Below are 20,856 nucleotides of genomic sequence, written 5' to 3' on the forward strand. Positions count from 1 at the left end.
TTACGGGATCGCGTAGTCGGAATCCTTCGTGACTTCCCAGCCGTTCTTGCCCTGACGCATGGTCAGCTCCCGCGTGAACCAGAATCCCTCGCGTTCGCCGAGAGTCACCATCACCTTCACTTCGCCCTTGTCGACCCTGCCGATATCGTCCACGCGAAAGGCGGGCCCATAGGCGCCCGTGTCGCGATCGCGAATCGCCTCCCCGGTGACCTCGAGCACTTTATTGAGCGGCCGCAGCGTGATCTTGTCGCGCCTGATGTCGGGGTCGTTCTGCAATGCGGCGATCAGGCTCGGAGGGGCTTCCGCGAGGTGCGGGCCCAGGCCCAAGAAATACACGTCGCCGACTTTCAGCTTCGCGTTCTCGTCGCGGGCTTCCCTGCCCAGCCCCTGCGAACGGTAGTCGAAAAAGTGACGGTAGGCCGTCGCAAGAATCGCATCGTCGCTGTCCTTGGTCGCATACTCGCGCTCGGGCAGCCGCGAAGCGGCGTCGCGATCATCGAGGGTCGGGCGCTGGCGGGCGGTGCTCGTCAGCTTCCCGCTCCCAAATTCCGCCATGCGCCAGGGCATCGTGGCATCCGCCCAGACCGCGCGGCGCATCCAGAACGGGTCCGTCTCCGACAACGACTCGAGCTTTCGGAGCCGCACGTCGTCGCCCATCGTCTCCCGCGAAAAATTCCACATGTAGCCGTTGAACTCGTCGGCGGAGGAGAATTTGCGGTTCCGCTTCAGGGTAATCAGATCCTTCGGCGACTGGAAGGTCTCCTGCTTCTTGGTCGTCCGCACCGGCCGCGGCTCTGCCTGCGCGACACCGAATCCCAAAAATCCGACCAGAAAATACGCCAACCTCATCGGCCGCACACGATAAGTGCCCGGTCGATTCGCGACAAGATCGCTCTCCGCGTCCCTCCGGCAAAAAAAGTGGCGCTCCCGCAACTTACGTCTATTCTTTCGCCGAATGGGTCGTAAACGCGTGCGTATCGGGAAACTCTCTCTGGGAGAGCGGGAAATGCCATTCATCCTGGGACCATGCGTCATGGAAACCCCCGCCTTCACTCGCCGCATGGCGAAGAAAATCCATGCGATTTGCACGGACCTTGGCGCCAGCTACGTCTTCAAGGCCTCCTTCGACAAGGCCAACCGTAGCTCGGTGAAGTCCTTTCGCGGCCCCGGCATCGAGGATGGCTGTAAGCTTCTCGCCGAGATCGGCGCCGAATACGACGTGCCGGTCACAACCGACATCCACTCGCCCGAGCAGGCCGAGCAGGCCGCGCCTTACATCGATCTGCTGCAAATCCCGGCTTTTCTCTGTCGACAGACCGATCTCATTCTCGCTTCCGGCGCCACCGGCCGCGCCGTGAACGTCAAGAAAGGCCAGTTCCTCGCCCCCTGGGACGTCAAAAATATCGCCGTGAAGCTCGCCGCCGCCGGCTGCAAGGATTTCTGCTTCACCGAGCGCGGCACCACCTTTGGCTACAACAACCTCGTCGCCGACATGCGTTCCATCCCCTGGATGCAGGAACTCGGCTGCTCCGTGATCTTCGACGCCACCCACTCGGTGCAACGCCCCGGTGGCGGCGGCGACACGACGAGCGGCGACGGCGATCTCGCCCCCGTGCTCGCCCGCGCAGCGGTGGCCGCCGGGTGTGATGCCGTCTTCATTGAAACCCACGAAAATCCGTCCCGAGCCCTTTCCGATGGCCCGAACCAGATCCCTCTTCGCAAACTTCCCGCACTTCTGCGCCAGCTCCGCTCCATCCGTGAAATCGTGGCTTAGTCTTCTCCTCGTCGTCCTGCTGCCGGTCGCAGCCATCGCGGAATCGGAAAAGTCCGACAAGGACTCGAAGAAGTCCAAGGCCACGCCGACTCCCGCCTCCACGGAGCAAAAGGAGGACGCCATGCTGCGTGATCTGCCCCAGGGGCAGACCTACACCGGCCTGCGCATTCCGAATTTCAGCCCCACCGGCAAGCTTCTCATGCTGCTCGATGCCAAGGAGGCAAAGCGCGTCGGCGATCGCGACGTCGATCTCACGGAACTCAAGCTCGAGATTCACAACGAGGATGGCACGACCTTCCACGTGACGACCGCCCATTCCGTCTTCAATCTTGACACCCGCATCCTCGCAAGCGACACGCCTACGAAAATCACCCGCGAAGACTTCGTGATCACCGGCGAAAAGGCGGACTTCTATCTCAAGACCAAGTTCGGCCGCATGAAGGGCTCGACCAAGATGATCATCAATTCAGAGCAAGTTAAATGACTCCACTATTCTCCAGCCGGGCGCTCGCCCTCCTTTGCGCCACTGCCGCCCTCGCGACCTCCGGCGGCCTTCGCGCCCAGTCGACTCCCAATTTTTCGCTCGATTCCTCTCCGAGTCCCACGGCGACCTCGTCCGCGAAAAAAGCGGATAACAACCCGCTGGGCATTTCGAGCAAGGACCGCCCGAAGGGCGCCAAGACCGAAATCACGTCGAAGGACGGAGCGACGTTCGACAATGCCACCAGCATCGCCACGTTCGAGGGCAAGGTCGTGGTGAAGGACCCGCAGTTCAACCTCTTCTGCGACAAGCTCACGGTCTATCTCCGCAAGGATCGCAAAGGCATCGACCACGCCATCGCGGAGGGCAAGGTCGTCATCGTCCAGGACAATACGAACGACAAGGGCGAAGCCGTGAAATCGATCGGTCGCGCCGACAAGGCCGTTTTCGAGCCCGCCACCGGCGACGTCACCCTCTCCGTCTGGCCGCAGCTCCAGCAAGGCATCAACAATCAGGTCGCCACCTCGGCCGAAACCGTCATGATTCTCAACCGCGCCGGCCGCCTCAAGACCATCGGCGGCAGCAAGGCCACGTTCGTCGACGCCGACAAGAGCGCCGGAAGTTCCCAATGAGTGCCAGCGCAGAACCCATGACCGCTCCCGCCACCGCCACCACCGAGGACACGCGCAAGCCGCTTCTCGAGACCGACAAACTCGTCAAAGTCTATGGCGGTCGTGCGGTCGTCAATGGCGTGGACATCAACGTCAAGAAGGGCGAGATCGTCGGCCTGCTCGGCCCGAACGGCGCCGGCAAGACGACGTCATTCTACATGATCGTCGGCCTCGTGAAGCCGAACGGCGGCCGCGTATTCTTCCAGGGCATTGACGTCACCAGCCAGCCCATGTATGTCCGCGCCCGCCATGGCATGGGCTACCTCCCGCAGGAGGAATCCATCTTCCGCAAGCTCACCGTTGAGCAGAACATCATGGCCATTCTCGAGACCACGAAGGCCTCGAAGGCCGAGCGGAAATCCCGCTGCGCCGACCTCCTCACGCAATTCGGCATCGAGCACGTCGCCCGCCAGGAGGCGCTCACGCTCTCCGGCGGTGAAAAGCGCCGCCTCACGATCGCCCGCTCGCTGGTCACAAACCCATCACTGCTCATGCTCGACGAGCCCTTCAGCGGCGTGGATCCCATCGCCGTCTTCGACGTCCAGCAGATCATCACCGATCTCCGCAAGGACGGCCTCGCCATCATCATCACCGATCACAACGTTCGCGAGACGCTGAACATTGTGGACCGCGCCTACCTCATCTTCGAGGGTCGCGTGGAGAGCCAGGGCAACAAGGACTTCCTCCTCAACGACCCCATCAGCCGCAAGCTCTACCTCGGCGAGAGCTTCACGATGTAAGGACAGATCCCTTTCGCGCGATGCCAGAGAAATCCCCGATTCGCGCGACGCCTCTCACGGTCGGCCAGTTTTACGCGAACCACGCCGAGCAGCTCGGCCTGCGTCTCGAGGGCCTGTCCCTCGGGATGAACCGCGTCATCCGCGAGCCGACCATTAATCGGCCCGGTCTCGCCCTCGCTGGATTCTATAGTTACTTTGCGAGCCGGCGCGTGCAGGTCATCGGGAACTCCGAACTCAGCTACCTGAAATCGCTCAAAGCTCCCGTCCTTCTGGAGCGCTGCCGGGAGCTGTTCTCCCGCAAGATTCCGTGCCTCATCGTCGCCCGCGACGCGGCCATTCCCTCGGTCCTCCTCCAGCAGGCCGCCGAATTCGAGACGCCCATCTTTCGAACGCCGATCATCACGATGAAGTTCATCAATGCGGCCACGATCGCCCTCGAGTTCGAGTTTGCGCCCTCGACGTCGGAATACGGCAGCATGATGGATATTCAGGGCATCGGCACCCTGATCCGCGGCGCCAGCGGCATTGGGAAAAGCGAGTGCGTGCTCGGCCTCATCGAACGCGGCTACAGCCTTGTCAGCGACGACATTACGAAGATCAAAGCCATCGAGGGCCGCGAGCTTGTCGGCATGTCGTCGGAACTCACCCGCTTCCACATGGAAGTCCGTGGCATTGGGATTATCAATGTCGCATCCATCTTCGGCGTCGGCAGCGTCCGTCCCGAGAAGCGTCTCGACCTCGTCGTGTCACTTATGGATTGGCACGAAGTCGAAGACGTGGATAGGTTGGGCATCGATCGCGACTACTACGAGGTCCTCGGCATCCGCGTTCCGCACGTCACCCTGCCCGTGCGCACCGGTCGGGATCTGGGGCGTCTCGTGGAAGTGGCCGCGCTCGATCAGAAACTCAAAAGCATGGGACATAACACCGCACTCGAATTCAACCAGCGCCTGCTTTCCATGATGCAGCAAAATCCTGAGCGATAAGATTTACCATGGGCCTGCTCTCACGAAAAAAATCCACGACCGATGCGGGCCGATGTGCACGCGAGGTGGTCATCCAGAATCGGAATGGCCTCCACGCGCGCCCAGCGGCGATGCTTGTGAAAGTCTCCAGTCGCTTTCGAGCCGAAATCTGGATCGAAAAGGACGGGGAACGTGTCAACGGCAAGAGTATCATGGGTCTCATGATGCTTGCCGCCGGCAAGGGTTCCAAACTCCAGCTCATTGCGGAGGGTGCCGACGCCGACCGCGCCGTCGACGAACTCCAGACACTTATCGAAAGTCGCTTCGGGGAGGAATGATTCTCTGGTTTTCCGGCAAGTTTTCGACACCGCTTCTGTGACGGCGGGCTCATGACCGGAATGACCCTTTGACCCCTTGGGGAAATCCTGTTAGCGATTGCCCGGAATTATGGGCGACGTCGTTGAGTCCCTCGAAAAGCGTTTTGAAGGTATCGCCGTCGCGCCCGGGATCGCTCGCGCCCCCGCCCTCGTCCACTGGGTGGAAGAGGAGGAAATCCCCTTTCGCAAGATTCCGAAGGCCGCGATTCCCGAGGAGATTGCGCGCTTCGAGTCGGCGCTCATCGCCACCCGCGCCGAGCTGCTGGAGATGCAGCAGAAGATCGCCGAGGCCATCGGCACGAGCGATGCCAGCATCTTCGATGCGCACCTCCTCGTCGTCGAAGATCGCACACTGATCGACGAGGTCCTCAAAAGCGTCGAGTCGGAGCTGCACAACGTCGAGTTTGCCTTCAACCTCGTCGCCGATCGGTATTGCAAGACGCTCAACGAGATCGACGATCCCTATCTTCGTGAACGCGTCGTGGATATCGAGGACGTCACCCGGCGCGTGCTCCGGCACCTTCTCGGGAAATCGACCAGCGGCATCCACGCGCATGACGAGCCGCACATCATCATCGGGCACAACCTCACGCCCTCCGACACCGCACTGCTGAATCGCGCCCTCGTGCTCGGCTTCGCCACCGAGGCTGGCAGCAAGACATCGCACACGGCCATCATGGCCCGCTCGCTCGACATCCCGGCGATCGTCGGCCTGCACGACATCACCGATCACATCACGAGCGGCGACCCCCTGCTCATCGACGGCTATCGGGGCATTCTCATCGTCCATCCTTCGCCGCAGACGATTCAGGAATACGACGCCTACGAGCGCGAGAAAGACCTCGTCGAGGAGCGGCTGGAACTCATCCGCGACACGACCAGCACGACCGCGGACGGCATCAACATCACGCTTTCGGCGAACATCGAGTCGCCCGCGGAGATGGATGACGTCATCGAGCACGGCGCCGAGGGTGTCGGCCTCTATCGCACCGAGTTTCTCTTCCTCAATCGCGAGGAGCCGCCGAGCGAAGACGAGCAATACGAAAACTACCGCATCGTCGCGGAGCGCAGCGCGCCGCATTCCGTGATCATCCGCACTCTCGACATCGGCGGCGACAAGGAGGCATCCGGCCTCGACCTGCCCGAGGAGGAAAACCCCTTCCTCGGCTGCCGCGCGATCCGCCTCTGCCTCGAGCGCCCCGAGATCTTCAAACCCCAGCTCCGCGCCATCCTTCGCGCCGCCGTTCATGGCCACGTGAGGCTGATGTATCCCATGATTTCCGGCCTCGGCGAATTTCGTCAGGCCAACGCCATCCTCGAGGAATGCAAGGCCGAGCTGCGCGCGGAAGGGACGGCCTTTCGGGAAGATGTCGAAGTCGGCCTCATGATCGAGGTTCCGAGCGCCGCGCTGTCCGCCGACCTTCTCGCCAGAGAGGCCAAGTTCTTCAGCATCGGCACGAACGATCTCATCCAGTATGCGATCGCCGTCGATCGCGTGAACGACCGGATCGCCCACCTCTACAAGCCGACGCATCCTGCCATTCTTCGACTCATCCGGATGGTCGTCGAAGCCGCCCGCGCAAACAATATCTGGACCGGCGTCTGCGGGGAAATGGCGGGCGACATCGTGCTCACGCCGTTGCTTCTCGGACTCGGCATCGACGAACTCAGCACCAGCGCCACGCTCGTGCCACGGGTCAAGAAGGCCGTGCAAAGTCTCTCGCTCACGGACTGCCAGGCGCTCGCAGAGCAGGCCCTGCGCTCCAGCACGTCGAGCGACATCCTCCAGCTCTGCGTCGACCTCGCGCGCTCGCGCTACGACGACCTCGTCTCGTAGCTCCTAGCGCCGCGAAGGCGTCGGCTCGGGCTCCGCGCGATCCTTATACCAGAGAATTCCTCGCGTCTTCAGGTTCGCGATGAAAATCTTCAGGTTTTCCGCCATCCGGCGGTCGCCGATGAGGGTGCCGAGCGCGCCCTTGCCGTTTCGCGCATCCCGCACGAGCAGGCGGACTTCGACCATCGTCTTGTCGAACGACTCCGCCGCGTCCTTCGTTGCGGCCAGCGTGTCAGTGGTTTTGTCGACCGTCACCGTCACGTGATTCACCGTTTCGGTGACTTGCTTCATCGCCGTCGCAGCCTGCTCGACAATGCCATCGAGCTTCCTGGACGCCGCGCTGAATTCCGCCGTCGTCGTCCTGAGATTCTGCACCGTCTCGCCCACGGCCTTCACCGTCGGCTTGTCGAGCACCTCGGTGTTCAGGCGCGTGACGACCGTATCGATATTCTTCACCGCCGCGCGCACGTCCTCGAGCAGCTTGCCGCCCTCGCCCGCCAGCTCGGTGATGCCGCCGGCATCGCGCTTGCCGACGATCGTCGTGCCCGGCGCAATCGCCTTGTAGTTCTCGATGTCGAGAGTCGCCGGCATCGTGATGTCCACGAAGCTGTCGCCGAGCAGGCCGGAGCTGCCGATCGTGAAGGCCGATCCTTCCGGAATCTGCACGCCATCATAGATCTTCAGCATCACGTAGACGCCCCGCATGTTATCGAGCACATACGGGCCGTCCTTCACGGTGCCGATCTTCGCGCCAGCCAGCAGCACGTCCGCGCCAGAGAAGAGGCCGCTCGCATTCGGGTATTCCACCCGTAGCTCGTAGAACTTCTTCAGCCCGTCACCAAACCGGCCGAAATAGACGACCATCGTGCAGATGGCCACCAGCCCCAGTAATATGAAGAACCCCACCCGGGCCTGCGTCACTTTTTCCGAACTCATTCGCGTCTCCTTCCTTTATTCGGCTTCGTCCGAGCGTCCATCCACAAAATCGCGAATCACCGGATCCTCGCTCTGCTTCAACTCCTCCACCGTGCCATAAAAATAAACCTTCCCGGCGTTCAACAGCGCGACGCGGTCCGCGATGTGATAACAGCTCACCATATCGTGGGTCACCACGATGGACGTCACAGCGAGCTTGCGCTGCATGCGCCGGATCAGGCGATTGATGCTGTCCGAAACGATCGGATCCAGCCCCGCCGTCGGTTCGTCGTAAAGAATCACTTCCGGCGGCGAGACGATCGCCCGCGCGAGAGCGACCCGCTTGCGCATGCCGCCGCTCAGGTTCACCGGCATCTTGTGCGAATGGCCGGCCATGTTCACCATTGCGAGAGTCTCGTCGACCTTGGTCGCGATCACGGCCTCGTCGCGCTCCCCGCGTTCGCGCAGGGGAAACGCGACATTTTCGAAAACCGTCATCGAGTCGAACAACGCGCCGTCCTGAAACACCATCCCGATCTTGCGGCGCACGCCCTCGAGCTGCCGCTCGGTGAAATGCGTGATGTCCTCCCCCTCGACGAGGATCTGCCCCGAGATCGGCTTCATCAGCCCGATGAGATGGCGCAGGAACACGCTCTTGCCTCCGCCACTGCGGCCCAGCAGCACGAGCGTTTCGCCCTTGATCACCGGGATCGAAAATCCGCGCAGGATCTCCTGCGTGCCAATGCGCTGCACGAGGTCGCGCACATCGATCATCACGGCACTCATCCGCTCACCCCCGCCGGAAAAAAGATGTTCAGGAACATCGTCAGGAAGAAGTTCGCGATCAGCACCGCGAGCGAGGAAATCACCACCGCCTCGGTCGTCGCCCGGCCCACGCCGACGGCGCCGTCGCGAGCGTGCAGCCCCTCGCGACAGGCCACGAAAACGATGATCACCGCGAAAACGACGCCCTTGATGACGCCCATGAAAATGTCCTCCGCCTCGGTAAACTTATACATGTTCAGCATGTAGTAGGCCGAGCCAACCCCGAGCACCTGCGTCGCGACGAGATACGCCGCGAGCATTCCGAAGAAGATGCATTCGCCCACGAGCAGCGGCAGGGAAACCAGCATCGCCAGCGCTCGGGGCACCACGAGATAGTCCACCGGATGCACCGCCAGCGCGCGCAGCGCATCGATCTGCTGCGTCACCTTCATCGTGCCCAGCTCGGCGCTCATCGCCGCGCCCACGCGTCCGGCCACCATCAACCCCGTGAGCACCGGCCCCAGCTCGCGACACATCGCGACCGAAACCACCGGCCCGACGGCGGACTCCATGTTCAAACGCGCGAATTGAAAATACGTCTGCGCGACAAAGACCGCGCCGGTGAAGGCCCCGGTCACGATCACGACCATCTGCGAACCGAAGCCGATGTGACTGATCTGCCGCAGCGTCAGGCCCAGCCGCACGCGTCCGGCGAAAACCGAAGCGAACGTCTCACCGGCCAGCACGCCGACCTGGCCGAGATACGTGCAGAAGGCGGCAAACGCGCCTCCGAAAACTCCGAGGAGGAGATTCATTACGAACGGAGGGCGGAAAGAGGAAGGGACGCGGAAATCTTTCCGCCAATCACACGCTCAACCTCTGCGTCTTCTTCTTGTCGGAATTCACTTCCGGAGGAAGCGCGCCGACGAACCTGGCCTGCAAACCGGACTTGTTGAAGATCGACTTTAGGGCGGAAAGCGCCGGCGCGTGATCGCCGAATTCCATGTAAACGATGTCGTGGTTCGTATCGACCTTGTAGCGGATGCCCGGCAGCGAATCGAGCTCGAGCGCAAGGGCCATCATTTTATCGGGGCTCCGCACCCCGGCGGCATAAATTTCGACCTCCACCATGCGGGAATCATTCCCCCGCCGCGGAAACGTGGCAAGGGACTTTTTCGCCAAAACCCCCAGGCCGAGACCGTTTCTCACGATTCAGACTTCGGGGTGATGCGCACGAAAAGCGTGGCGGCAAAAATGACGAATGCTCCCCCGACGCCGAGGGCAAGGAATTCGACGCCAGGCACGAAGACTGGTCGCGCTTCGCCGATGCCGGCCTCTTTCTTCGGAGCCTGCGTCTGCGTCCATTCGAGTCGGCCGCCCAGACCGGCCCAAAGGCCGACCGTGCCGACGAGCAGAAGCAACGCAAACGCGCGAAGCACCATCCTCATGGCCGGCTAGCTCGTGAGCGCGACCTCCGCCTGCTCGGACTGGAGATTGCCATGTTTGCCGAAGCTCTCGGCCACGCTCCGTGGGCGAGCCTGCGAATCATCGGTGCCGCCAAACTTCACGCCGACGATCTTGCTCACGCCATGCTCCTCCATCGTCACGCCGAACACGGTGTCGGCGCGGGCGATGGTGCGCTTGTTGTGCGTGATGACGACGAACTGGCTCTGCGCCACGAAGCGATCGAGGATCTTGATGAACCGCGAGATGTTCGACTCGTCGAGCGGCGCGTCCATTTCGTCGAGCACGCAGAACGGGCTCGGCTTCACCATGTAGATCGAGAAGAGCAGCGCGACGGCGGTCATCGTCTTCTCACCACCGGAGAGCAGCGTGATGCTCTGGAGCTGCTTGCCGGGCGGCTTCGCGATGATCTCGATGCCGCTCTCGAGCGGATCGCTCTCGTCGGTGAGCAGCAGGTTCGCCTTACCGCCGCCGAAAAGCTCGGTGAACATTTCCTGAAAATTCACGCGGATCTTCTCGAAGGTCTCGGCGAAGAGTTCCTTCGTCGTGCGATTGATCTTCGAAATGACCTCCAGCAACTCGGCCTTCGAGTTCACGAGGTCGGTATTCTGCTGTTCGAGGAAGGCGTAACGCTGCTCGAGTTCGTCGTATTCCTGGATGGCGTCGAGATTCACCGGGCCCATGCTGTCGAGCTTCCCAGACAGTTCCGCGACAAGTTCCTCGACGCGACCCCACGGCACGGAACCGGATTCCTCGTCGGAAACGGGCGCAACCTCGACCGGCGCCTCGGCATTCTCCGCGGCTTCCTTCGCCTTGCGGTCGCGGAGCGCGACGATCAGAGCGTAGCTGTCGGGCTGAAAATCCGCGAGTGTCAGCTGGTAGCGTTGCGCGACATGCACGCAGACATTCTCGATGCGCATCTCGAGCTGGGTGCCGCGCACCTCGAGGCGACCGCGGGAATCCTGCAACTCGCCGAGCTGCCGCCGCGATAGCCGCAGGGCGGTCTCGAGGGCCTCGACGCTCTCCTGAATCTCGCTGCGCTGCGCGACGAGGCCGGAGATTTCCTGTTCGCCGGTCTCGAGCAACAGCCGCCAGTTCTCGATGCTCGATTCGAACTCCGCCGACTCCGCGCGGAGGTTCGCAATGCGCGCCTCGTATTCGGAAATGTCGCGCTCGCGCTGGACGAGCAATTCGCTCAACTCCGCCACGCGCGCCGCGAGCGGGCCACGCTGCCGGGCCAGCGCCTCCTGCTGCTGGCGCTCGGTCGCCACGCGCACGCGCAGCTCGTTCAATTCATCGGTCGCGCCGCGTTCGCGGTCCCGCGCCGCGTCGATCCGCGCCGCGGCCTCGCCCTGGCGCTGCCGCGCCTCGGTCAGCGCATCCTCGAGACCGCTCATGCCGCTCTCGAGTTCCGCCGCGCGCACCGCGGCCTCGCCGACGGATTGCTCCAGCGAACCGGCCTCGCGCGTGAAATTCTCCAGGCGCCGCTCGGCCTCGCTCTGCTGGCGCTCGAGGATGCTCACCTCGCTCTGCGCCGTGGAATTCGCGACCTGCGCGCCCTGCACGACTTCCCGCGCCGTGCGCAGGCGGTCCTGGGCGGCATCGAGTTCGCTCACCGCGATTTCGCGCTTCGCCGCCGCTTCCGCGACGACGGCCTGACTCGCGGCCAGCTCCTTCTCGAGGGCGAGAATCTGGTTCTTGCGAGTGAGCACCGAGTTCGTCGTGTCGCCCGTGCGACCGCCGTGAACGATGCCTTCACGGGTGATGAAATCGCCGTCGAGCGTCACGAAGCCCAGCGCAGGATGCTGCGCCTTCAACGCGAAAGCCGTCTCGATGCGCTCGACCACCGCCACGTCCGCGAGCAGCCGGCGCGCAAGTTCGCCTGCGGAATCGGTGACCTTGATGGAATCGCAGGCCCATTGGATCGCGCCCTCCGGAAGGCTGGCGTCGCTGAAGGGATGCTCGGCGCCGAGCCAGTCGCGCGGCACCACCGCTGCGCGGCCAAGCTTCTTGCCGCCGAGGGTGAGCACGGCCGCCTCCGCCACCGCGGGATCCTTGAAAACGATCGCCTGCAGGTTGCCCCCGAGCGCGGCCTCGATCGCGGGAATGAAGCGCGCGTCCACCTCGATGAACGACGCCAGCGCCCCGTGCAGCGCCGATTTGAAAAAGTCGGGATTATCGAGACCACGAAGGACGGCCTGCGTGCCTTCGCCGAAACCTTCGCCGGCCTCCGCGAGCTGGCGCAGCACTTCGAGCTTCGACTCCTGCTCCGCGAGCGTGCGATTGGCGGCGTTCAATGCCGTCTCCACGAGCTGGCGGGCACGCTGCGCGTCGTCATGCGCCATCTGTGCCTCGTCGGCCTCGGTCTGGGCCGCGACCAATTCGGCGGCGCTGGCTTCGAGCCGGCTCTGCGCCTCGAAAGCCCGGCCCTGCGCGGCGGCCAGGGCCTCGTGCGCGCCAGCTTCCTCGCTCTTGAGGATCTGCAACCGCGCTTCCCCCGCTTCGCGGCGGCCGGCGGCGGCGGAGACATCCCGTCGCAGGTTGCTCAGGCGCGCCTCGATCTGGCCGATCTCGGCATTCAGCGCCTGCGCGGCGCGCTCCTCGCCGGAGCGATCCTCGCGCGCCAGCCGCACGCGCTCGTTCGCGTCGTGCAGCTGCTGTTCGCCCGAGCGCAGGAGGTCGAGCATCTCAGCGATCATCGCCTCGGTGCGCGCGATCTGGCTTTCCTGCTCGCGGCGCTTCTCCTCGCAGGCCGCAATCTCGAGGCGATTGCGCTCGATCATGGCCTCGGCCTCGTTGCAGCGCTCGGCGTTCGACGCGATCTTCGTCTCGGCGGAGTAGATGCGATTGCGCTGCGTCTGGATCCCTTCGCGCGTGGCATTCACCTGCTCCTCGAGCTCGGCGAGCTGTCCTCGGAACGTGCCGAGATCCAGCTCCTGCCCCTCGATCTCGCGTTCGAAGTTCGCGCGGGCGTTCTCGAGGCCGGCCAGTTGCGCCTGCGTGCTCTCGAGCTCGACGCGGAGATTCGTGTAATTGCGGTGCGAAAGGTGCGTATCGAACGTGCGCAGGTCCTCCATCAGCGCCTGGTAGCGGCGGGCCTTGCCGGCCTGGCGCTGGAGCGAGCCGATCTGGCGTTTGACCTCCTTGATGATGTCCGCGACGCGCACAAGATTCGCCTCGGTATAGTCGAGTTTGCGGAGCGCCTCTTTCTTCTGCGCCTTGTATTTCGTGATGCCGGCGGCCTCCTCGAAGATGGCGCGGCGGTCTTCCGGGCGACTCGAAAGGATGTCGGCAATCTTGCCCTGTTCCATGATCGAGTAGGCGCTGCGGCCGATACCCGTATCCATGAAGAGTTCGTGAATGTCGCGCAGGCGGCACGGCGCCTTGTTCAGCAGATACTCGCTCTTGCCGTCGCGAAAGACGCGGCGCGTGATGCGCACCTCGTTCCACTCGACGCCGAGTTCTTTCTCGCAATCCGAAAACGTCAGCGACACCTCCGCCATGCCGAGCGCCTGGCGGCTGTCCGTGCCGCTGAAAATCACGTCCGCCATCTCGCCGCCGCGCAGCGCCTTGGCGGACTGCTCTCCGAGCACCCAGCGCAGGGCGTCGAGCACGTTCGATTTGCCGCAGCCGTTCGGTCCCACGACCGCCGTCACGCCTTGATTGAACTGCAACGTGGTCTTCGGGGCAAAAGACTTGAACCCGATCATTTCGAGGGATTGAAGATACATGGCGTTGCTTTAAATTCGGTTCGCAGGCTAGCCCCCGCTAGCAGCCGCAATCAATTCAAAAACACAATTGGCAGGGAAAATTCCACAGGCCAACCACAATATATTGTATATTCCATGAACGAAGACCCCATCGGCCTCCTGTTGAAATTTCTCCGTTTTCCAACGATTTCGACCCAAACCGAGCACGCCGAAGACCTTCGCCAATGTGCCGGCTGGCTCGCCAACCTCCTGCAAACCATCGGCCTGCACGCCGAGGTCCTCCCCACCGCCGGCCAGCCCGTCGTCCTTGCCCACACGACGCCCGATCCCGCCAAGCGCACCGTCCTTTTCTACGGACACTACGACGTCCAGCCGCCCGACCCGCTCGAGCTCTGGGAGACCCCGCCTTTCGAGCCGAGCCTGCGCAACGAGCGCATCTACGCCCGCGGGTCGACCGACAACAAGGGCCAGATTCTCGCCCACATCCTCGGCGTGAAGGAAACCCTCGCCGCCACCGGCACCACGCCCGTGAACGTGATCTTCCTCATCGAGGGCGAGGAGGAAATCGGCAGCCCGAGTCTTCAGGCCTTCCTCCACGAGCATCGCGACAAGCTCGCCTGCGACGTCATTTGCATTTCGGACAACGGCATGGTCACCGACTTCCATCCGACACTTTCCTACGCCATGCGCGGCATCGCGGCCATGGAGGTGCGCGTCAAAGGTCCTTCCGTGGACCTCCACTCCGGCGTCTACGGCGGCGCGGTCATGAATCCCGCCACCGCCGCCGCCCGCCTTATCGCCAGCCTGCACGACGCCGACGGTCGCGTGGCCATCCCCGGTTTTTACGATTCCGTGGAACCCCTCGCCGATTGGGAACGCGCCGCCGCCGCCACGCACCCGAGCTCCGACGCCGACATTCTCGAGCAAACCGGCTCCCCCGCCCTTTTCGGCGAGGCCGGCTACAGCGCGGTCGAGCGGATCGGCGCCCGCCCCACCGCCGAGGTCAATGGCATCGGCGGCGGCTACCAGGGCGAAGGCACGAAAACCGTGCTGCCGGCCGAAGCCTTCTTCAAACTCACCTTCCGCCTCGTTCCCTCGATGGAACCGGAAAAGATCCTCGATCTCGCCGAGGCCCACATTCGCGCCAACTGTCCGCCCGGCGTCACCCTGGAGATCGAGCGCGGCCACAGCGGCCTGCCCTATTTCTCGAATCCCATGTCGCCCGATGGCCAGGCCGTCCAGCGCGCCCTCGAGCGCGTCTTCGGCGCGAAGCCCAGCCTCTATCGGGAAGGCGGCAGCATTCCGATTCTCACCATCTTCAAGCAACTGCTCGGCGTCGACTCCCTGCTCCCCGCCCTCGCCTCGCCCGACTGCGCCGCGCATTCGCCGAACGAGAACTTCCCCGTGCGCAACTTCCACGCCGGCATCGCCCTCAACCAGGAGCTGCTCAAGGAATTCGCGACCGTCCCACGCATCGGGATCCACGGCTACAAGGGCGACGTGCCGAAGCCATCGACGGCCGCATCGATCGCCTGAGATAGAAAAATCCAACTTTCATCTTGCGCCACGAAATTCAGCAGCTACCTTCTCCCATCCAATCGCGGGATGGAGCAGTCTGGTAGCTCGTCAGGCTCATAACCTGAAGGTCGTAGGTTCAAATCCTACTCCCGCAACCACTTTTAAGGCCCTTGTAAGTCAAGCACTTACAAGGGCTTTTGGCTTCTTGATTTTCTCCGTTTTCGGCGACTGTGCCCGCATCTGTGCCGCAACCAAGGCCGGTGAGGCCCAGCGGACATAGCGTCAACTTTTTTGACGAATGGCCGCGTTGCAATTGATACCCGCACAGGCCTTTCAATCTTCGAGTCAGGCGGCGGAACCTTTTCCGAAGGCAACCACGTTTCCTGGAAATCCGATGCGCCGACTGGCGCGCAGGAAGTCACCAACCAATCCTCAGGAGAGATCTGCCGCGGTTATTTTCTCAATCACCGAGTTCCAGCGACGCTTCTTAAAGCTAATCTTTAAGCGGCCACCGCTAACTGTTTCCCAGAGGCAAATGATACCGGGTGCCTTTGAGTGCACCAGTTCGAGTAAGAACGCCCGCCTGCAGGAGAAAGTCAGTTTCCAAGGGATCCAGCTTCTTCTGGTCATAGCGAAACCGTGGCCAATCCTCCTGTTCCCAGTTCCATTTACGATGTGCCATGAGGGATATTTCTCTTCAGTATAACTCACAATACAGCACTCTCATGAGCTATATTCCCAGCCTTTATCGCTCACCCCGCGTCGGATCGCGATACGAAAGGATCAAGCCTCGGAGCAGCGGCCTATCCTTCGCTTCATATCTACCTTCCCTCGCTGGCACCTTAAGAAGGTGAACCCCCGGGGGGGTGCGTGCCTGATCTCATTTGAGCGCAAGTCAGCCCAAAAGCCGCAATACAAGACAAACTTCGTCTTGAGGTTCATGTCCCATTGAACCGCGAGGGCCCTTGCCGACTTTTCATCCGATCGAGACCGTGACGGCCGGACAAAATCCAAGGGGCGTTCGATTGTGCGCTCGAGTAAACGAGACTCCGTGATTCCAGTTCTCGTGTGGCGGGAAGCTGAATCTTTCCGAGCGAGCAACCCACATGCCGCAAATCCCGCCAGCCCGAGTTTTCCTGATATCCTGGCCCCTTCAGCCGGAATTTGCCGCATTCTCCCTCTGGCCCGCGCCAGACTTTTCCAGGGAACTCATCGCCTTTCCAGACGGCGCATCCAGCAACAGAGCCGTCAGCTCGTGGGCTTCCTGGCGGGATGGCGTGCGAATGATTTCCCTCCGCCCCCGGGCGGTGGCCACGTGCACGACCCACATCGGCGGCGAGAGCAGGCAACCCACGGCCCCGACCAATCCCGAGCTCAGGAGCAGAAACGGCGGAAACTGCTGCCCCGCGGAAAGGACAAGCCAGCCTGCGCCCGCAACCCCTGCCGAAAAGAAACCCAGGAGCGGGAGCCGGCGGCGGTCGATCACCGACGCCGAGTAGATCTCGGTGCGAGGAATGAACTCCGTTCCGAGCACGATGCCGTCCTCGGCGACCCTGGGCCGCCGGTTCTCGATGGGGGAAGCCATGATTGCCTGTCTTTGCCCAAACAGGCCGCATTTTCCGTTCCGATCGGCGAATCGAATCACCCCGTCGGTGGAATTTCGGTGGCGAATCAGGCCCTCTCCTGAAGCTCGGCGATGGCTTCGCCCAGCTGCCGGGCGCCGACTGGCTTCGTGAGATGCCGATTGAAGCCCGCTCGCAGGCACCGCGCGACATCATCATCGCCACCGTAGCCCGTGAGCGCGATGGCCGGCGTATCGCAGAAAGGACGGATCCCGTGCATGAGGCTCACGCCGTTCCCGTCCGGCAGTCCCACGTCGCTGATGATAAGATCGAACCGGTTCCCGATCACAACGCGAACGGCCGCTTCCACGGAATCTGCAGACTGAACGGTGTGGCCCATCATCGCGAGCAAGTTTCCGATGGCCAGCGCCGTGTCCGGGTGGTCCTCGACGAGCAGAATGGAAAGCGAAGGATTTGGAGCAGGATCGGTCATCGAATCGAAATAAAAGGCGGTCGATATTCCGCCCTGTTCAAACAATACGGATCGCGCCACGAATCGGCCATCAGGGACTTGCCCGATTGCGGCCCGCAGGCGGCGTTTCTAGGGTGTGGCCCCGCATGGAAAACTCTTTCGTTCTCGCTCGATGAGCCCGACCCCTCCGACGAAGGCCGCCCCTTCGTCCACCAACCGCATGCCCCTCGCACTCGGACTAACCGCCGTCATTCTCTTCTTCGCGGTGAGCGGCGGCATCTCCTCTCGCAATATCAGTTTTGTCGCCAACGATGCCCAACAGGTCGCGCACACGCACGAAGTGATCACGGCGCTCGACGAGGTGTTGTCGCTGATGAAAGACGCCGAGACGGGCCAACGGGGATTTCTCATCACCGGTGATGAACGCTATCTCGAGCCCTTCACGGCAGCCCGCGCCAATATCGACAACCGGATCCGCGAGGTGGAGTCGCTCGTCGCCGACAACTCCGCTCAGCTGGCGCTGATCCCCTCGATCAAGACGCAGATCGCCGCCAAATTCGCGGAGCTGGACGAAACCATTACCATGCGCCGAACTTCGGGTCTCGAAGCCACGCGCGCGATCGTCGTGACCGACCGCGGAAAGATTGCCATGGATTCCCTCCGCGGAAGCATCTCCCGGATGGAGGCCTCCGAGAACAAGCTGCGCGACGACCGCGTCGCTGCGATGCACGACGCCTACCGCACCGCCATCGCCAGTAGCATCCTCACCGCCCTGCTCGGCATCGTGCTGTCGGTGGTGATTGCCATTCTCATTCACCGCGCGCTCGCGGCCCGACGCCGTCAGGAATGGTTACAAACCGGCCGGCTCGGCCTAGCAAATGCGATGTTTGGCGAGCAACGGATGGAGGCACTCGGCGAGGGCATTCTCAACTTCCTCGTCAAATACTTCGACGCCCACGCCGGAGCTCTATTCACCCGCGAAGGCTCGCGTTTCAAACGCACGGCGACCTACGGCGTTCCCGCCGACGGCCCGATTCCCCTCCACTTCGAGCCGGGCGACGGGCTCCTCGGCCAGGCCGCGGCGGAAAGCTCCACCGTCGTTATCAACAACGTGCCAGACGGCTACCTCACGATCGGCTCCGGCCTCGGTCACGGCAATCCGCGCCAGCTTGTCATTACCACCGCATCCTCGGACAAGACCGTGAACGCCGTGCTGGAACTCGGCTTCATTCATCCGTTGAACGAGGAAACCCTCGAACTCCTGCGGCAGGTTTCCGAACCGATCGGCGTGGCCGTGAAATCCGCGCTTTATCGCGAAAACCTCCAGCAGCTTCTCGAGGAAACCCAGCGCCAGGCCGAGGAGCTCCAGTCGCAAAGCGAGGAGCTGCGGGTGAACAACGAGGAGCTTGAAGAGCAGGGACGCGCCCTCAAGGAGTCGCAGGCCCGGCTCGAGCAGCAACAGGCCGAGCTCGAGCAGACGAACTCCCAGCTCGAGGAACAAACCCAGCTTCTCGAGCGCCAGCGGAACGACCTCTCCCATGCGCAGGTCGCCGTGCAAGCGAAGGCCGACGAACTCGAGCGCGCGAGCCAATACAAGTCGGACTTTCTCGCGAACATGTCGCACGAGCTGCGCACGCCGCTCAACTCCTCGCTCATCCTGTCGAAACTGCTCGCCGACAATCCGTCCGGAAATCTCACCGACGAGCAGGTCAAATACGCGCAGACGATCCAGTCCTCCGGAAATGACCTGCTCGCGCTCATCAACGACATCCTCGACCTCTCGAAGATCGAGGCCGGCCACATGGAGGTGCATCCCGAACCGGTCGCCGTCAGTCGCCTGTTCGCTGATCTCACCCGTGTCTTCGAGCCGGTCGCCCGGGAGAAAGGCCTCGAATTCTCGACCGTCATCGCGACGGATTGCCCGGAGGTCATGGAAACCGACCGGAAACGGATCGAGCAGATCCTGCGCAACCTTCTCTCGAACGCCATCAAGTTCACTCAACAGGGCGGCGTGGAGCTTTCGGTCGGGCGCACCGCCGAAGGTCGACTCGACTTCGCCGTGCGCGACACCGGCATCGGCATCGCCGAAGAGCACCAGGTCGCGATCTTCTCCGCCTTCCATCAGGCCGACGGAACGATCAGCCGCAAATATGGCGGCACCGGGCTCGGACTCTCGATCTCGCGAGAGCTTGCCCACCTTCTCGGCGGCAGCCTCCGGCTCGAAAGCGCGCCAGGCACCGGCAGCACGTTCACGCTCACATTGCCGGAGCAATACACGCCGTCCGCCGCGACGCACACGGCTCCCGCGCCCCGCCCGGCCGCTCCCGTCTTCGCCCCGCCCCCGGCCGCACCTTCGACCAAGGCAGCCTCGGCAACCGCGACCTACATTTACGACGACCGAGAGAAACTCACCTCGGGCGAACGCTCGCTCCTCGTCGTGGAGGACGACGAGTCCTTCGCGCGCATTCTCTACGATCTCGCCCATGAGATCGGCTTCCGCTGCCTGCTCGCAACCACCGCGGAGGAGGCCCTGAACGTCGCCCGGCAATACATCCCGAGCGCCGTCCTGCTCGACGTCGGCCTGCCCGACAATTCCGGCCTCTCCGTGCTCGATCGCCTCAAGCGCGACACCCGCACCCGGCACATCCCCATTCACGTCATCTCGGCGGATGACCACTCGCAGACCGCCCTGTCCCTCGGCGCCGTCGGCTACATCGTAAAACCGGTCAATCGCGCCGAACTCGTCGAGGCCCTCGAACAAATCGAGGGACGCATCGCCGGCGGGCGCCGCCACATCCTCATCGTCGAGGACGACGCCGTGCAGCGCGACAGCCTCACGAAACTTCTCGGCTCGAACGACGTGGAGGCCGAGGCCGTGGGCACCGCGGCGGAATGCCTCGCGCGACTGAAGGCCGAGCCGTTCGACTGCATGGTGCTCGATCTCTCGCTGCCCGATGCCTCCGGGTATTCGCTGCTCGAAACTCTCAGCCGGGAAGACGCCTATTCGTTCCCGCCGGTCATCGTCTACACCGGCCGCGATCTCTCGACCGCCGAGGAGCAGCAACTCCGGCGCTACTCGAAGTCCATCATCATCAAGGGCGCAAAATCTCCCGAGCGCCTCCTCGACGAGGTGACGCTCTTCCTCCACCGCGTCGTCTCGGAGCTTCCGCCCGAACAACAGAAGATGCTCGAGAAGGCCCACAATCGCGACGCCATTCTCGAAGGCCGCCGCATCCTCGTCGTCGAGGACGACGTTCGGAACATCTACGCCCTCACGAACATCCTCGAACCCCGCGGCGCAATCGTTCAAATCGCCCGAAATGGCCGCGAAGCCCTCGATGCCCTGGAGAAAAGCAAAGCCGGCGACCCCGGCGCCATCGATCTCGTGTTGATGGATGTCATGATGCCGGAAATGGACGGACTTGCCGCCACCCGAGAAATTCGCCGACAGGCCTCGTGGAGGACGCTCCCCATCATCATGCTCACCGCCAAGGCAATGAAGAGCGATCAGGAGCGCTGCCTCGAAGCCGGCGCCAACGACTACATGGCGAAGCCGCTGGACGTGGAGAAGCTCCTCTCCCTCGTGCGCGTATGGATGCCGCGATAAG

Annotated in this window: 18 protein-coding genes and 1 tRNA gene; 10 read left to right on the plus strand and 9 right to left on the minus strand. The window is 62.9% G+C overall.

The window, feature by feature from the left end; translation table 11 throughout:
• Positions 1-849, minus strand: coding sequence for a hypothetical protein (locus VIM61_08810; protein HEY8900500.1), 849 nt, complete (start codon positions 847-849; stop codon positions 1-3).
• 184 nt (positions 850-1,033) lie between these two features.
• Between VIM61_08810 and kdsA the strand changes: the two genes are divergently transcribed.
• The 7 genes from kdsA (at position 1,034) to ptsP (ending at position 6,845) form a co-directional block, all read left to right on the plus strand.
• On the plus strand, positions 1,034-1,774 hold the full coding sequence (kdsA, locus tag VIM61_08815) for a 3-deoxy-8-phosphooctulonate synthase (protein ID HEY8900501.1): 741 nt from the start codon (positions 1,034-1,036) through the stop codon (positions 1,772-1,774).
• On the plus strand, positions 1,758-2,258 hold the full coding sequence (gene lptC, locus VIM61_08820; protein ID HEY8900502.1) for an LPS export ABC transporter periplasmic protein LptC: 501 nt from the start codon (positions 1,758-1,760) through the stop codon (positions 2,256-2,258). Before kdsA ends, lptC begins: the two co-directional genes overlap by 17 nt.
• Positions 2,255-2,887, plus strand: coding sequence for an LptA/OstA family protein (locus tag VIM61_08825; protein ID HEY8900503.1), 633 nt, complete (start codon positions 2,255-2,257; stop codon positions 2,885-2,887). Before lptC ends, VIM61_08825 begins: the two co-directional genes overlap by 4 nt.
• Positions 2,884-3,666: an LPS export ABC transporter ATP-binding protein gene (gene lptB / locus VIM61_08830; GenBank protein HEY8900504.1), complete on the plus strand. Its 783-nt coding sequence runs from the start codon at positions 2,884-2,886 to the stop codon at positions 3,664-3,666. The genes VIM61_08825 and lptB overlap by 4 nt, the downstream gene beginning before the upstream one ends.
• 20 nt (positions 3,667-3,686) lie before the next feature.
• Positions 3,687-4,652: an HPr(Ser) kinase/phosphatase gene (gene hprK / locus VIM61_08835; protein ID HEY8900505.1), complete on the plus strand. Its 966-nt coding sequence runs from the start codon at positions 3,687-3,689 to the stop codon at positions 4,650-4,652.
• 8 nt (positions 4,653-4,660) lie between these two features.
• Positions 4,661-4,969, plus strand: coding sequence for an HPr family phosphocarrier protein (locus VIM61_08840; protein HEY8900506.1), 309 nt, complete (start codon positions 4,661-4,663; stop codon positions 4,967-4,969).
• A 109-nt stretch (positions 4,970-5,078) separates the two neighbouring features.
• Positions 5,079-6,845, plus strand: a complete 1,767-nt coding sequence (ptsP, locus tag VIM61_08845; GenBank protein HEY8900507.1) for a phosphoenolpyruvate--protein phosphotransferase — start codon at positions 5,079-5,081, stop codon at positions 6,843-6,845.
• Between the two features lie 3 nt (positions 6,846-6,848).
• On the opposite strand, the gene VIM61_08850 is transcribed toward ptsP, so the two are convergent.
• From VIM61_08850 to smc, 6 genes are all read right to left on the minus strand, one after another.
• The gene (locus VIM61_08850) at positions 6,849-7,778 is read right to left on the minus strand and encodes an MlaD family protein (GenBank protein ID HEY8900508.1); all 930 of its coding nucleotides are present in this window, start codon (positions 7,776-7,778) and stop codon (positions 6,849-6,851) included.
• Positions 7,779-7,793: 15 nt separating this feature from the next.
• Positions 7,794-8,543, minus strand: coding sequence for an ATP-binding cassette domain-containing protein (locus tag VIM61_08855; GenBank protein HEY8900509.1), 750 nt, complete (start codon positions 8,541-8,543; stop codon positions 7,794-7,796).
• A complete protein-coding gene (locus VIM61_08860; protein HEY8900510.1) occupies positions 8,540-9,337 on the minus strand; it encodes an ABC transporter permease in 798 nt (265 codons plus the stop codon). The genes VIM61_08855 and VIM61_08860 overlap by 4 nt, the downstream gene beginning before the upstream one ends.
• A 49-nt stretch (positions 9,338-9,386) precedes the next feature.
• Complete coding sequence (locus tag VIM61_08865; GenBank protein HEY8900511.1) at positions 9,387-9,653, minus strand: hypothetical protein; 267 nt, start codon at positions 9,651-9,653, stop codon at positions 9,387-9,389.
• 74 nt (positions 9,654-9,727) lie between these two features.
• Positions 9,728-9,970: a hypothetical protein gene (locus VIM61_08870; protein ID HEY8900512.1), complete on the minus strand. Its 243-nt coding sequence runs from the start codon at positions 9,968-9,970 to the stop codon at positions 9,728-9,730.
• 6 nt (positions 9,971-9,976) lie between these two features.
• Positions 9,977-13,717, minus strand: a complete 3,741-nt coding sequence (gene smc, locus VIM61_08875; GenBank protein HEY8900513.1) for a chromosome segregation protein SMC — start codon at positions 13,715-13,717, stop codon at positions 9,977-9,979.
• A gap of 114 nt (positions 13,718-13,831) precedes the next feature.
• Between smc and VIM61_08880 the strand changes: the two genes are divergently transcribed.
• Together VIM61_08880 and VIM61_08885 are read left to right on the plus strand one after the other, a co-directional pair.
• Positions 13,832-15,232: a dipeptidase gene (locus tag VIM61_08880; protein HEY8900514.1), complete on the plus strand. Its 1,401-nt coding sequence runs from the start codon at positions 13,832-13,834 to the stop codon at positions 15,230-15,232.
• Between the two features lie 63 nt (positions 15,233-15,295).
• Positions 15,296-15,372: transfer RNA gene (locus tag VIM61_08885), tRNA-Met, on the plus strand.
• A gap of 995 nt (positions 15,373-16,367) precedes the next feature.
• Here the strand turns inward: VIM61_08885 and VIM61_08890 are convergent.
• A complete protein-coding gene (locus VIM61_08890) occupies positions 16,368-16,799 on the minus strand; it encodes a DUF6232 family protein (protein HEY8900515.1) in 432 nt (143 codons plus the stop codon).
• A gap of 86 nt (positions 16,800-16,885) precedes the next feature.
• On the minus strand, positions 16,886-17,269 hold the full coding sequence (locus VIM61_08895; protein ID HEY8900516.1) for a response regulator: 384 nt from the start codon (positions 17,267-17,269) through the stop codon (positions 16,886-16,888).
• 199 nt (positions 17,270-17,468) lie between these two features.
• On the opposite strand from VIM61_08895, the gene VIM61_08900 reads away from it, so the two are divergent.
• Entirely contained in the window at positions 17,469-20,855 is a 3,387-nt protein-coding gene (locus VIM61_08900; protein HEY8900517.1) for a response regulator, read from the plus strand.
• Position 20,856 lies beyond the last annotated feature (1 nt).

Source organism: Chthoniobacterales bacterium, assembly GCA_036569045.1.
GTDB lineage: Bacteria > Verrucomicrobiota > Verrucomicrobiia > Chthoniobacterales > JAATET01 > JAATET01.

What these genes read in the sequence shown, in the direction of transcription:
- VIM61_08810 (HEY8900500.1), bottom strand. Translation starts at nt 849, where the DNA reads ATGAGGTTGGCGTATTTTCTGGTCGGATTTTTGGGATTCGGTGTCGCG.
- kdsA (HEY8900501.1), top strand. Translation starts at nt 1,034, where the DNA reads ATGGAAACCCCCGCCTTCACTCGCCGCATGGCGAAGAAAATCCATGCG.
- VIM61_08825 (HEY8900503.1), top strand. Translation starts at nt 2,255, where the DNA reads ATGACTCCACTATTCTCCAGCCGGGCGCTCGCCCTCCTTTGCGCCACT.
- lptB (HEY8900504.1), top strand. Translation starts at nt 2,884, where the DNA reads ATGAGTGCCAGCGCAGAACCCATGACCGCTCCCGCCACCGCCACCACC.
- hprK (HEY8900505.1), top strand. Translation starts at nt 3,687, where the DNA reads ATGCCAGAGAAATCCCCGATTCGCGCGACGCCTCTCACGGTCGGCCAG.
- VIM61_08840 (HEY8900506.1), top strand. Translation starts at nt 4,661, where the DNA reads ATGGGCCTGCTCTCACGAAAAAAATCCACGACCGATGCGGGCCGATGT.
- ptsP (HEY8900507.1), top strand. Translation starts at nt 5,079, where the DNA reads ATGGGCGACGTCGTTGAGTCCCTCGAAAAGCGTTTTGAAGGTATCGCC.
- VIM61_08850 (HEY8900508.1), bottom strand. Translation starts at nt 7,778, where the DNA reads ATGAGTTCGGAAAAAGTGACGCAGGCCCGGGTGGGGTTCTTCATATTA.
- VIM61_08855 (HEY8900509.1), bottom strand. Translation starts at nt 8,543, where the DNA reads ATGAGTGCCGTGATGATCGATGTGCGCGACCTCGTGCAGCGCATTGGC.
- VIM61_08860 (HEY8900510.1), bottom strand. Translation starts at nt 9,337, where the DNA reads ATGAATCTCCTCCTCGGAGTTTTCGGAGGCGCGTTTGCCGCCTTCTGC.
- VIM61_08865 (HEY8900511.1), bottom strand. Translation starts at nt 9,653, where the DNA reads ATGGTGGAGGTCGAAATTTATGCCGCCGGGGTGCGGAGCCCCGATAAA.
- VIM61_08870 (HEY8900512.1), bottom strand. Translation starts at nt 9,970, where the DNA reads ATGAGGATGGTGCTTCGCGCGTTTGCGTTGCTTCTGCTCGTCGGCACG.
- smc (HEY8900513.1), bottom strand. Translation starts at nt 13,717, where the DNA reads ATGTATCTTCAATCCCTCGAAATGATCGGGTTCAAGTCTTTTGCCCCG.
- VIM61_08880 (HEY8900514.1), top strand. Translation starts at nt 13,832, where the DNA reads ATGAACGAAGACCCCATCGGCCTCCTGTTGAAATTTCTCCGTTTTCCA.
- VIM61_08890 (HEY8900515.1), bottom strand. Translation starts at nt 16,799, where the DNA reads ATGGCTTCCCCCATCGAGAACCGGCGGCCCAGGGTCGCCGAGGACGGC.
- VIM61_08895 (HEY8900516.1), bottom strand. Translation starts at nt 17,269, where the DNA reads ATGACCGATCCTGCTCCAAATCCTTCGCTTTCCATTCTGCTCGTCGAG.
- VIM61_08900 (HEY8900517.1), top strand. Translation starts at nt 17,469, where the DNA reads ATGCCCCTCGCACTCGGACTAACCGCCGTCATTCTCTTCTTCGCGGTG.